The organism is Escherichia sp. E13S3 (assembly GCF_004212325.1).
Taxonomy (GTDB): domain Bacteria; phylum Pseudomonadota; class Gammaproteobacteria; order Enterobacterales; family Enterobacteriaceae; genus Escherichia.
The window spans coordinates 14689-27532 of sequence record NZ_RHJR01000015.1 but is presented as its reverse complement, the minus strand read 5'-3'; the positions used below and the strand labels follow the sequence as shown (position 1 = coordinate 27532).

Here is a 12844-nt window from a genome sequence, read left to right as displayed (position 1 = left end):
AGCACGGAAAGAGAGCAAGGAAAACGGTTGCGTAGCTGTGGAATCAGCAAAGTCGCGGGTATTTAAAACGGAAAATGAATCAACTCAACGTCATCCGCCGTGACTTTCACCATCGAACCTTCGGTATGCCAGGCACCCAGCACGACGCGGAAAGCAGGTTGCTGATTGGCGATAAGTTCATGGATCGCCGGGCGATGGGTATGCCCGTGAATCAGCCATTGCACCTGATGCTTTTCCATCGCACTGACCACCGCGTTTTGGTTAACGTCCATGATCGCCAGCGATTTGCTGCTGTTGGCTTCTTTACTGTTCGCGCGCATTCGCGCGGCAATGCGTTTGCGCACAAACAACGGCAGGGCGAGGAATAGCGTTTGCAGCCAGGGTTTGTGGACTTTAGCGCGAAAAGCCTGATAACCCGCGTCATCGGTGCACAGCGTGTCGCCATGCATAATCAACACCCGACGACCATAAAGTTCGAGCACCTTTTCTTCCGGCAGTAACGTCATGCCACTTTCACGGGCAAAGCGTTTGCCGAGCAGAAAATCACGGTTGCCATGAATGAAATAACAGGGAACGCCGGAATCGGACACCGCTTTGATCGCTGCGGCCATCTGGCGATGGAGTGGGTTGGGATCGTCGTCGCCAATCCACGCTTCAAACAGATCGCCAAGAATATACAGCGCGTCGGCCTTGCGGGCTTCCCCCGCTAAAAAACGCAGAAAACCGGCGGTGATCGCCGGTTCTTCCACGCAGAGATGAAGATCTGCAATAAAGAGTGTCGCCACGATTACTCGCTAACGGTCACGCTTTCAATGATAACGTCTTCTTTTGGCACGTCCTGGTGCATACCGCTACGACCGGTTGCAACACCTTTGATTTTGTCTACCACGTCCATGCCTTCAACCACTTCAGCAAACACGCAGTAGCCCCAGCCTTGCAGGCTTTCGCCAGAGAAGTTCAGGAAGTCGTTATCAACCACGTTGATGAAGAACTGTGCAGTTGCAGAGTGCGGAGCCTGAGTACGGGCCATTGCCAGCGTACCACGGGTATTTTTCAGACCGTTGTTGGCTTCGTTTTTGATCGGTTCTTTGGTGGCTTTTTGTTTCATGCCCGGTTCAAAACCGCCGCCCTGAATCATAAAGCCGTTGATAACACGGTGGAAAATGGTGTTGTTGTAAAAACCTTCGCGGCAGTAGTCCAGGAAGTTTTTAACTGTTTCAGGTGCTTTATCGTCAAAAGTTTTGATGACAATATCGCCGTGATTGGTGTGGAAAGTAACCATTTTTGCATCCTGTTCCGTTTGATTGGTGCTTCAACCCGGTTCGGGTCATATATAGGGTGGTGTTATAGCATAACCGCACGATCGGATCATCTCGCAATGTATGCTGATTCGCGCGGGAAATATGGGTATTATACGCAACTCAATTACCCACACATGTCTAAACGGAATCTTCGATGCTAAAAATCTTCAATACTCTGACACGCCAAAAAGAGGAATTTAAGCCTATTCACGCCGGGGAAGTCGGCATGTACGTGTGTGGAATCACCGTTTACGATCTCTGTCATATCGGTCACGGGCGTACCTTTGTTGCTTTTGACGTGGTTGCGCGCTATCTGCGTTTCCTCGGCTATAAGCTGAAGTATGTGCGCAACATTACCGATATCGACGACAAAATCATCAAGCGCGCCAATGAAAATGGCGAAAGCTTTGTGGCGCTGGTCGATCGCATGATCGCCGAAATGCACAAAGATTTTGATGCTTTGAATATTCTGCGCCCGGACATGGAGCCGCGTGCGACGCACCATATCGCAGAAATTATTGAACTCACTGAACAACTGATCGCCAAAGGTCATGCTTATGTGGCGGACAACGGCGACGTGATGTTCGACGTCCCGACCGATCCGACTTATGGCGTGCTGTCGCGTCAGGATCTCGACCAACTGCAGGCAGGCGCGCGCGTTGACGTGGTCGACGACAAACGCAACCCGATGGACTTCGTTCTGTGGAAGATGTCGAAAGAGGGCGAACCGAGCTGGCCGTCTCCGTGGGGCGCGGGCCGTCCAGGCTGGCACATTGAATGTTCGGCAATGAACTGCAAGCAGCTGGGTAACCACTTTGATATCCACGGCGGCGGTTCTGACCTGATGTTCCCGCACCACGAGAACGAAATTGCCCAGTCCACCTGTGCGCACGATGGCCAGTATGTGAACTACTGGATGCATTCCGGTATGGTGATGGTTGACCGCGAGAAGATGTCTAAATCGCTGGGTAACTTCTTCACCGTGCGTGATGTGCTGAAATACTACGATGCGGAAACTGTGCGTTACTTCCTGATGTCGGGTCACTATCGCAGTCAGTTGAACTACAGCGAAGAGAACCTGAAGCAGGCGCGTGCGGCGCTGGAGCGTCTCTACACTGCGCTGCGCGGCACAGATAAAACCGTTGCGCCTGCCGGTGGCGAAGCGTTTGAAGCGCGCTTTATTGAAGCGATGGACGATGATTTCAACACCCCGGAAGCCTATTCCGTGCTGTTTGATATGGCGCGTGAAGTAAACCGTCTGAAAGCAGAAGATATGGCAGCGGCGAATGCAATGGCGTCTCATCTGCGTAAACTTTCCGCTGTATTGGGCCTGCTGGAGCAAGAACCGGAAGCGTTCCTGCAAAGCGGCGCGCAGGCAGACGACAGCGAAGTGGCTGAGATTGAAGCGTTAATTCAACAGCGTCTGGATGCCCGTAAAGCGAAAGACTGGGCGGCGGCAGATGCGGCGCGTGACCGTCTCAACGAGATGGGGATTGTGCTGGAAGATGGCCCGCAAGGGACCACCTGGCGTCGTAAGTAATTACGCTATTGCCGGATGCGAGTTTTCGCATCCGGTTATCGTCTGCGCCACCACAACATTCCCATCAGCACCACCCCCGGCAACCATACCCACATCAATTCAGAAATTATCACCTGATGCCCGTACGGCGTGGTGTAACGCGACAACGCAAACGGCGCGACTTTAATCACCTGCCAGGGAGCGAAAAAGCGTTCATCTGACCACGGCCACAGCCAGCCAACGCCCTTACCGCCAGTGGTTACCGAATCCAGCAAACTGTGCGATAACAACGAGACGGTTAAAAACAGCCAGCAGCGAATCAGCCCAGCCCTGAACCATCGACGTCCAATCAGCACACATAACAGCGGGACAACAAACGCAAACACCAGCGAATGGGTAAACCCGCGATGACCAAAAACATTGCCGTAAGCAACGCCAAATTTAAACGACAATACGTCGGCATCAGGCAGCATCGCCAGGACGATTCCGGCAAATAACAGACGCGGCGGGATGACTTTCGAACCCAACCCTAAACCAATGCAAAGGGGAACGGCGGCGTGCGTAATAACGGTTGGCATGATGATCGCTTCGGCAAAATGTCGATGCTATCAGCATGGATGAATGGGGCGTAGAGGGCAAAAGTCTGAAAAGAGAACCGGCCTGTTGATACAGGCCGGGAAAGGGATCAGGCAACAACCTGTACGCTGTGACCTGCAAAACTCACTGTCTGACCGGCGACGATTTTGCAGCGTTTGCGCGTTTCAACCGCACCGTCGACTTTCACCTGGCCTTCGGCTATCGCGATTTTCGCCTGCGCGCCGCTTTCGCTCCAGCCTTCCAGTTTCAGCAAGTCGCACAGCTCAACGTGCGGATGTTTACCTAAAGAAAATGTCGCCATGTTACTCACCCTGTGGATCATGATATTCAACGCACGCCTGTAGCGTGTTTTCAATCAGCGTGGCAACCGTCATCGGGCCAACGCCGCCCGGAACAGGCGTAATGTATGAGGCGCGTTTAGCCGCGTCTTCAAACACGACGTCGCCCACAACTTTGCCATTTTCCAGACGGTTGATGCCGACATCAATCACAATTGCGCCTTCTTTGATCCAGTCACCAGGAATAAAGCCCGGCTTACCGACGGCAACGATCAACAGATCGGCATTTTCTACATGATGACGCAGATTTTTAGTGAAGCGGTGAGTCACGGTGGTGGTGCAACCTGCCAACAGCAGTTCCATGCTCATCGGGCGGCCAACGATATTCGATGCGCCAATCACCACGGCGTTGAGGCCAAAGGTATCAATGTTGTAACGCTCAAGCAGCGTGACGATACCGCGCGGGGTGCAAGGACGCAGACGCGGAGCACGCTGGCACAGACGACCGACGTTGTAAGGATGGAAACCGTCCACGTCTTTGTCCGGGTGAATACGTTCCAGCACTTTGACGTTATCAATACCCGCCGGTAATGGCAGTTGTACCAGAATGCCATCGATGGTGTTGTCGGCATTCAGTACATCGATAAGCTCCAGCAGCTCTGCTTCGCTGGTGGTTTCCGGAAGGTCGTATGAGCGGGAGATGAATCCCACCTCTTCGCAAGCTTTGCGTTTGCTTGCGACATAAATTTGCGATGCAGGGTTGCTACCCACCAGCACAACGGCCAGTCCTGGCGCCCGCAGTCCGGCTGCAATACGCGCCTGAACTTTTTGAGCAACCTCAGAGCGCACCTGCTGCGCAATCGTTTTACCATCTATAATCTTTGCTGCCATCAGAGAGAGGATTCCATCTGTTACGTAGGTCGAAGGGGATGCGCCTATTTTGTCAGAAGCGGGGCGCGCTGTCAGGTTTCGTTTTCTGGACTATCTGTAATCCGCTGTTTTTTTTGGCAACAGTGCGTTGCTGGTTTGATAGTTACCCGGCTCATATAAACGCACAATTTTTCGTAACGTAAGAAAATAGTACTCTTTATAAATGAAAAACAGGTTTACCTGTTCCAGACTGAGGGCGGATATGTGTTTCCTTGCTTTCATGGTGAGATAAATAGACACCGCCGTACACTTGTTCAGCAACCGGTTCAAAAGCCATTGACTCAGCAAGGGTTGACCGTATAATTCACGCGATTACAGCATCTCGCGGTGTAATGCGCCCTTAGCTCAGTTGGATAGAGCAACGACCTTCTAAGTCGTGGGCCGCAGGTTCGAATCCTGCAGGGCGCGCCATTACAATTCAATCAGTTACGCCTTCTTTATTTCCCCATAATTTCAGAAATGGAACATCTTTGGGACATCACCACCAAAAATGTCGTCAGTTTTCCTCGCGTGCTCCGTCAAATGATTAGGCGCAAGGTGAGCATATCTACGCACCATTTCTATGGATTCTCATCCGCCCATTTCCTGAAGCACTGATGAAGAACGTCAATGAATGCACCAGCAGAAACCAGTGAGTTAAGTTCAAACTGTAGTACAATTCTCTTCGGTATTAACAGGAAAGAATATGCTATGAACCCTTATATTTATCTTGGTGGTGCAATACTTGCAGAGGTTATTGGTACAACCTTAATGAAGTTTTCAGAGGGTTTTACACGGTTATGGCCCTCTGTTGGTACAATTATTTGTTACTGTGCATCATTCTGGTTATTAGCTCAGACGCTGGCTTATATTCCTACAGGGATTGCTTATGCTATCTGGTCAGGAGTCGGTATCGTCCTGATTAGTTTACTTTCCTGGGGATTTTTCGGCCAACGACTGGACCTGCCAGCCATTATCGGCATGATGTTGATTTGTGCCGGAGTGTTGGTGATTAATTTGTTGTCACGAAGTGCACCACATTAAAAATAGTTTCGTTCGAGTTTAATAAAATGCATCAGCCCGTATGTTTATACGGGCTGCTTTTTTACGCTACAATAATGCAAATGATAGTGGACAAAAAACACAATCAGTCGATGGATTCACCGTAGGATGCAACTGCCTGAGCGGGGAAACCCCCGCTCAATTCCTGTCTGACCCCTTCATTTTCCAGCCAATAATAAGTATTACTTTCTTTATTCAAAGCGTAAATTCTACAAATACCTGCACCCTCACTATTTGTGTTCCATCCACTATTAGCTACATTGCCCCATTCCTGGTAAAGTCCTGCGTTAACTTCTCGCTTGATAATATGTCCTGAATTATGATCATTATAATCGTAACTATCAATATCATGCGCTTCAGGAAATTCTCCGCTCATTTTTTCAATCCACGGTAAAATATCTTTAACTGACTTATAAGTTTCAATGCTGTATTTGAAAAAACGTCTCACAGTAAAAATATAAATACCGGCAGATTTGTTCGTTGATTTATCAGTGGCGAAAATAGCAAAAATCTTCCCAATACACTTTTCGTCAACGTCAGGAAAAGTTACTGTGCCATCCTGACTGACCGCCAGAACATCATTGTCTGCATCAGTGCTACAGCTCCATTTTACCTTGTCATTATTAACCGGGTCATTATCAATAACCATCTTGAAGGTGGCGCCTGGAAACAAGCAGTTAGGAAAATGGTAACCATTCTTCATATCATTTTTAATATCATAGATATGGTTGTCAACTAAAACGCCTGTAATTTTACTCATCATTAACTCTCTTTGTTTATTAAATAAAAGGTTTTATTCCTGTGTAAAGGAATAAGCTGATATTAATGCAACTGATGAATAATTGTTCTTATTTAATAGTTATATGGTGGTATGAATATGATTATATAATGCCTCTGAGTAGTGGCTACACCGATTATTTGTGTCCAATTAATATTTACAGGATTCTGACCAGGAAAGTGAAAAGGAAAGGAGCAAGCAAAGTTGCTCCCTTAAATCATTAATACTCAAGAATGCCGTGAGCGACAGGCAAATAGCGCAGGGAGAAATAGAGCGTGTCTTTGCCGCAGGAGGAACGTTTCGCTAACAGCGAAGCAATTTCTGCATCCGGTTTTGGTTTTGCTTCAAAGGTTTTACCTTTACCGGCGACAAACAGTTCATAAACAACGCCGCTGGCGGGGGAGAACGTTTGGCAATCGGCACTGGCCTGCAGATAACGCTCACGCTGTTCGGCGGTAAGTTTATCGACGCCGCTACCATCCTGTACCCAGACGTGGATGCCAGTAGATTTCACTTGTTCCAGCAGTTGCCGATAGCCATCGGGCGACATGTTTCCGGCGAAAAAGCTACTGATATAAACCGGTTTTGCCGAAACATCACTGATCAGCCGTTGTGAGTTGTTTAACCACTTCAGCAATGGCTGGCGAGCGGCTTCGCTGCGCCAGTTCAGGTCGTCAATTTCTGCGCTGATATACCAGCCATCCGGCGTAACGCCGGGTGCGGCGCTCCATAATCTGGCCTGCTGGAGATCAGCGACCAGCAGGCGATTAAGATAGCTCTCCAGCGCCGCAGATGACTGCTTCTGATGCAGAAAAAATTCCGGATCGGCATTCAAACCAACAATCAGCTTCAGGCCAGCTTGTTGCGCAGCTGCGGCACGCTTAAACAATAATGCCCGCTGTTCTGGCTGGGTGAACGCATCGCCGTAACGGGTCCATTGCATAATCAGGGTGTCGAATCCTTGCAAATGCAACTGACTCATCAGCCCACGCCACTGGGCGTCGGTGACCTGACTATCGCGATTTTGTGGCTGCCAGATAATACCTTTCATCGCAAAGGAAAAAGGACTGACCAACAAAAGTGTCAGCAATACGAAAATTAACTTACGCATTTACCAGTGCACTCCAATGGTGAGAAACGCGTTGTTGCGCTCCCCTGTACGTTGATTAATCGCCTTAAAGGTATGTTGATATTCGACGCCGAGACTGACTTTGTGCGGCCAGGCGTCGTAGTGCGTCTCGCCGGTCCAGATATTCCAGCGTACGCCGACGCCGCCCACCTGCGCGCCCTGAGTACCTTTATCCCGATAGCCGTTACCCTGTACGTGAGCGTAAGGTTCAATAGTCTGCCCGTTCGCTACCTTCTGATGCCAGCTCACTCGATAATCTGCCGTCCACGCCTGAATATCCTGACGAAAATATTGCGCCGCATCGAGATACAGATTTTGCGCAAACCAGCCAGAACCGTTCGGGTGCCACTCATCGCTGTATTTTCCGCCGTTAAAGAACGAGGCGCTGGCACGCAGCATGGTGTCGGAGGCGCCATTTTGCCCGTTTAGTGGGAACTGCTGTTCAACGGCGAGGAAAAAGATCTGATCGCGCAGCGGCTTCCAGCGCAATCCGGTGCCGGTCATCGGATTTTTCACCGGCATCATCACTCCGTTTTCTCCGGTATCGGCAAAGACGCGGCTATAAACCGAGAGCAGGTCGCCTTCCAGCAGCATATTGCGCCCGATGCGGTACTCCGCTTCCAGTTGTCCGTAGCTACGATAGCTTTTCCCAGGCGCTGCGCCGCCGACATTATTGTTAGCGGTACTCATTGCGCCGGAACGCAAGCCGATAGAAGAATCGAAACTGAACGTCCAGCGGCGACCGACCTCCTCATGCAAACGGCGGAAATTGAAGCGTTGTTGATTTTGTTCTGGCGTCAATGGGGTTATCAGCGCCTGATTATCAATGTCATCAATCACCAGCCGGGCGTAGTGCTGCGTCGCAGGCATATCATCCAGACGCTGGTTCACGTAGGCCAGTTGTCGGATCAGTGCCGGATCGTCCGGTAGTCCTTTATGCGCCTGTTCCAGCATTTCCCGCGACTGCGCGATATCACCGCTATCCCACAGGGCGTAGCCGAGCGCCGCCTGGGTGTTGCTATTATTCGGTTCCAGTTCAAGCGCGGCGCGCAGATCGCTCACTGCCGCTGAGACATTATGACGTTGGCGGTAAATCGTTGCCCGCGCGACGTAAGCGTTGGCAGAAGGCGCAATGTTAATTGAGCGAGTGAGATCGTTTAGCGCGAGTTCTGGCTGCGCTGGAATATAACGTTGCGCATGCAGCCACCAGTATTGGGCATTGTTTCCCAGCCCACGTTGTTCTGCCTGTTGAAGCCAGCGATCGCGAGCCGCGCCATTTCCCGCTGCCTGAGCGGTGTTGGCGGCGGCGAGCAGATCCTCATTGCTCATTTCGTGAAGGCTGATTTTCTCCCAGGCTGCCAGGGCGGTGCTGTAATCTTCCACCTGGTAAGCCTGATAAGCCACAGCGCGATGTTGCCAGGCGTTCGGTTGCCTTTTTTCCGCCTGAAGCCATGCATATAACGCCACGCCGGGGAGTGTTTCCCGATAACACTTCGCCAGGCGGTTCCAGGCGGCAGCATCGTAAGACGGTGACATATCCCCAAGCAAACGAACGATTGCCGGGCAATTATCCGCAATACCTGGTAACTGGCTTTGCCACTGACGTTGCGCCGCCAGCGGCAAGGGTTTCGATAAAATCGCCACTTTTGCAGGCGTCGCCAGGTAAGGATGACTTTCCAGCAGAGAAGCCAGCCGTGTCATTAAAGTCTGGCTGACGGTCGCATCACCCTGGAAGGGATAGCGTTGCAGCAATAAATCGGCAGCTTCGCGTGACTGCTCGTTCTGCATCAGTTGCCAGGTCAGTTGATCCAGGCGGGTAAGATTTGCCGGTTCTTGCTGATACAGCAATCGTGCCAGACGCAGGGCTTCAGCCTTGTTACGGGTCGCTACGCTAACGGCATAACGCTCTTCAAGCATTTCATCGGCGGGGAGGGTAGCGAGCAGTCTTTGCGCCGCGTCGTACTGACCTTCTTTTAACAGCACCGGTAGCGTTACGCCAACAACATACTGGCGGTTATCGGCAAACTCTACCGTATAATTCGCCAACGCCTGAATGGGGTTGGCGCTGTATTTCGATAACAGATAGAGCCAGCTTTTCTCTTGTGTGTCCGTGGTAAATAGCGGCGTATTTTCAGCGAGATAACGCTGGAGGCGTGCTTTTTCGCCACGATAAGCCAGCGCAGTCGCGTAAGTAATGTACGACTGTGGATCGGTGAAGATCCCCACTGATTGCAGAGCAAGGATCCGATCATCCAGCTGCCCGGCAAGAAGCACGTCAAACCACTGACGGCGCTCTGCCGCGCTTAATGTATTCTGCTGGCGTGCTTCATTGTATAGCGTATCTGCCTGCGACCATTGTTTCAGGTAGATTGCTCGTTGCAGCAGATCGGTCCGCAACGTTCTCCCTTCCGGCGACGCGGCAAACTTTGCATCGTCCAGTTGCGATCTGGCGACAGGCAACTGCGCCAGCCGCAGCGCATTCTGCCCAACTTCACTGCGACAACGCAGGGTCGGCGCAGCATCGCACGTTTTTTGCTGGGCAAGCAGCTCTTCAACAGTCGTGACGCTTTTCACTTCAACCGGAATAGCTGCCAGACTGCGCGCAAGTCGGGCATCTCCTGGGTGACGTTTCAGTTGATCCTCAAGCAATAATCGCGCGCGGTCATCATGACCAAAATGGCGATAAGCTTCCGCCAGATATAACGTCAGCGGAATATTATCCGGCACCTGCTGGTGTATATATTCAAATTCGCGGATGGCGGTTGCTTCGTCGTTATTTTTCTGTGCCTTCAGCGCCTTATCGAGACGGGGATAAATAACAAAATGGCGATAATCGCTCAGCCCCAGCTCTTCTGCGCTGGTGCCGATATTGTCTGCGAGTGCGCTGGTACTCAATAAAGACGTCAGCAGTAAACCAGACCATCCGATGACGCGATTAAGGTTATTCTCCTTCATTTTCGGACTCCAGTTGCGCAACCTGTTCGGTGGTTAAACCTGCTTTGAGTAATAATGATTGCATCGAAACTTGTAATTCGCGTTGAATTGACAGTACGCGATCCAGCGTTTCCTGGCTGATAACGCCTTCGGTGACCAAAAACTTGCCGAGCGGCAGAGAACTGCGTTCATGGCGTAATAACAAAACGTTAATGGCTGAACGATTAATATGACCGAGCGTGGTCAGTATTTCGGCGAACAGGAACTGATGCGGCACATATTGCCGCCAGATTTCACCGGCCTGCTGTTCCGTGAGCCACTGATGCTGAACCGCATTGTACAACATTGCCCGTGGATCGTGGCCGCGCCGACGTGCATACCAGTGACGTAATCCAGTGACAATTTGTCCACGCAGAACAATGACGTAACGTACTTTCCGTCCGACCTTACGCGCCAGCGCCGCCAGAGAAACCGGGTCAATACCGTCTTCACTACCGACAATTAACTCATCATTTTCCAGACGCAGCGGCAGTACCGCATAATGTAGCGCCACAGAGGCCGGCATTTCGGCAATCAGCGAAGAAGGGATCTGCCAGGCATCGATGGATTCCCACGCCACGCCGTTTTGTTCAGCCAGCGCTTGCGCCAGTTGTTCGGCGCTGATCAATCCTTGCATTAGCATCGAACCGCCGAGACGTAAACCTTCGACACGATTACGCAGTGCTGTATCGAGTTGCTCTTCGGTGATGACCTGATTTTCCAGCAGAATTTGACCTAACGGGCGCAACGAACGGGTATCGCCAGTCACGCTGGGGAAGTCATGCGTTGTTTTATCCCACGCGACGCGACGTGGATCGCCGTGTTGAAGTACCTGTTTTAACGCTCGCCAGTTGGCCATGAAGTTAATCAGGTTGCCCCAGAAAAGACGCAGGACGGAAAGCAGCCCCTGCGTCAGGCCGTAGTAGCCAGTAACGAAAATCACCCGCTGCACGATGCGGTTAACCATCAAACCAAAGTTTAGCCACAGCAGGGTCATTAACCATGCGCTGCCGCTGAAAATAGAAAGGAAATGCCAGGCATCGGGCCACAAACTTTCATACGCCAGCAACAGCAAAAGCTGGATCATCACCAGCATCGCGAGGAAGCTGACAAAGTTACTGATTGCCCCTTTGCGGTCGCGCCAGAGAAAGTAGTTCAGCGTCAGGCTGGAGGTCCATTTATGGGTTTTAAAGCCCTGGAAAACAATGCCGATGATCCAGCGAGATTTTTGTCGAACCGCGGTCGAAAAGGTATCGGGGAAATATTCGCGCACGCAGATCATGTTTGACGTCCGTGCGTGCTGTAAAAATTTACGCTGCTCGCGTTCTTTGGCTTCGTCGACCACTGGAAAACGGACAAAAATTTCCGTCATGCCTTTTTCTTTCAGGCGGAAACCAATATCGTAATCTTCGGTAAGACTCTGCACGTCGAAAGCGATACCGTCACCGTCGGCCAATAGTGCAGTCACGGCGCGGCGGCTAAAGCAGGTGCCGACGCCTGCGCTAGGCACCTGTCCGGCGAGGGCTTCACGCACCGGAACATCTTTGCCATGCAGTTCTGAAAACTCATCGATATAGGTCATGCTGGTGAAGTGCGTCCATTCGCGTTCGAACGGATACACCGGGATCTGAATCAGATCTTTACGCTCAACCAGATAATTGAACAGTCGCAATTCCATTGGCGAAATCACGTCTTCAGCATCATGTAGGATAAAACCAGCAAAGGCGAAATTGGCGCTACGTTCAAACTGGGTAATGGCATCCAGCACATTGTTCAGACAGTCTGCTTTGCTGGTGGGGCCAGGACGCGCGCAGACCACCTTATGCACATTCGGGAAGCGAGCGCACACTTCGTCAACATCACGCTGGGTGTCAGGGTCGTTGGGGTAAGTGCCAACAAAGATATGATAGTTTTCGTAGTCGAGCGTGGTTGCCGCCAGTTCGGCCATATTGCCGATGACGCCAGTCTCATTCCACGCCGGAACCATAATCGCTAACGGTTTTTCATCTGGTTTATACAGTTCGCGGTAACTCATTCGCGGGTAGCGGCGATAAACACTCAACTTGCGCTTAATGCGGCGTACCCAGTAGACGACATCAATGAAAAAATCGTCCAGCCCGCTGATGAACATAATGACCGCTAACGTTATCGCGATTACTTTTAAGCCATATAGCCAGGTAGCAAAAACATCAAGAAGCCAGTCCACACAAAAACCTTACATTAACGCTGGTTATGTTTAGGGTGGCGTATATTAAGGTTTTTTATGAATCGTGACAGCTTTTTATCATTAATAGGTAG

General features: G+C 51.0%; 11 protein-coding genes, 1 tRNA gene and 1 pseudogene. 3 read left to right on the top strand and 10 right to left on the bottom strand.

Annotated elements, in window-relative coordinates:
* Positions 1–62: 62 nt before the first annotated feature.
* A complete protein-coding gene (lpxH, locus tag D9597_RS14805) occupies positions 63–785 on the bottom strand; it encodes a UDP-2,3-diacylglucosamine diphosphatase (protein WP_032302619.1) in 723 nt (240 codons plus the stop codon).
* Between the two features lie 2 nt (positions 786–787).
* Entirely contained in the window at positions 788–1282 is a 495-nt protein-coding gene (ppiB, locus tag D9597_RS14800) for a peptidylprolyl isomerase B (protein ID WP_000256002.1), read from the bottom strand.
* A gap of 173 nt (positions 1283–1455) precedes the next feature.
* Here ppiB and cysS point away from each other — a divergent pair, with 173 nt between their 5' ends.
* Entirely contained in the window at positions 1456–2841 is a 1386-nt protein-coding gene (gene cysS / locus D9597_RS14795; protein ID WP_000912345.1) for a cysteine--tRNA ligase, read from the top strand.
* 35 nt (positions 2842–2876) lie between these two features.
* On the opposite strand, the gene D9597_RS14790 is transcribed toward cysS, so the two are convergent.
* The 3 genes from D9597_RS14790 to folD form a co-directional block, all read right to left on the bottom strand.
* Entirely contained in the window at positions 2877–3398 is a 522-nt protein-coding gene (locus tag D9597_RS14790; RefSeq protein WP_130223120.1) for a metal-dependent hydrolase, read from the bottom strand.
* Between the two features lie 107 nt (positions 3399–3505).
* Positions 3506–3718 carry a ribosome-associated protein YbcJ gene (gene ybcJ, locus D9597_RS14785; protein WP_000190288.1) on the bottom strand — a complete coding sequence of 71 codons (213 nt, stop codon included), beginning with the start codon at positions 3716–3718 and terminating at the stop codon, positions 3506–3508.
* Between the two features lies 1 nt (position 3719).
* Positions 3720–4586, bottom strand: coding sequence for a bifunctional methylenetetrahydrofolate dehydrogenase/methenyltetrahydrofolate cyclohydrolase FolD (gene folD, locus D9597_RS14780; protein WP_064529024.1), 867 nt, complete (start codon positions 4584–4586; stop codon positions 3720–3722).
* Positions 4587–4959: 373 nt separating this feature from the next.
* On the opposite strand from folD, the gene D9597_RS14775 reads away from it, so the two are divergent.
* A tRNA-Arg gene (locus D9597_RS14775) sits at positions 4960–5036 on the top strand.
* A 42-nt stretch (positions 5037–5078) separates the two neighbouring features.
* On the opposite strand, the pseudogene D9597_RS14770 reads toward D9597_RS14775, so the two are convergent.
* Positions 5079–5222 (bottom strand): annotated as a pseudogene (locus D9597_RS14770) (integrase); the annotation flags it as partial.
* Positions 5223–5315: 93 nt separating this feature from the next.
* On the opposite strand from D9597_RS14770, the gene emrE reads away from it, so the two are divergent.
* Positions 5316–5648 (top strand): multidrug efflux SMR transporter EmrE, encoded by a 333-nt coding sequence (emrE, locus tag D9597_RS14765; protein WP_001070440.1) that lies wholly within the window; start codon positions 5316–5318, stop codon positions 5646–5648.
* Positions 5649–5751: 103 nt separating this feature from the next.
* Here emrE and D9597_RS14760 read toward each other — a convergent pair whose 3' ends face one another.
* The 4 genes from D9597_RS14760 to nrfB all read right to left on the bottom strand — a co-directional run bounded on the left by D9597_RS14760 (position 5752) and on the right by nrfB (position 12752).
* Positions 5752–6429 (bottom strand): hypothetical protein, encoded by a 678-nt coding sequence (locus tag D9597_RS14760; protein ID WP_130223117.1) that lies wholly within the window; start codon positions 6427–6429, stop codon positions 5752–5754.
* Between the two features lie 235 nt (positions 6430–6664).
* Positions 6665–7555, bottom strand: coding sequence for a DUF4434 family protein (locus tag D9597_RS14755; RefSeq protein ID WP_130223115.1), 891 nt, complete (start codon positions 7553–7555; stop codon positions 6665–6667).
* On the bottom strand, positions 7556–10528 hold the full coding sequence (gene nfrA / locus D9597_RS14750; RefSeq protein WP_130223113.1) for a bacteriophage adsorption protein NfrA: 2973 nt from the start codon (positions 10526–10528) through the stop codon (positions 7556–7558).
* A complete protein-coding gene (gene nrfB / locus D9597_RS14745) occupies positions 10515–12752 on the bottom strand; it encodes a cyclic di-3',5'-guanylate-activated glycosyltransferase NrfB (protein ID WP_130223111.1) in 2238 nt (745 codons plus the stop codon). The genes nfrA and nrfB overlap by 14 nt, the downstream gene beginning before the upstream one ends.
* Positions 12753–12844 lie beyond the last annotated feature (92 nt).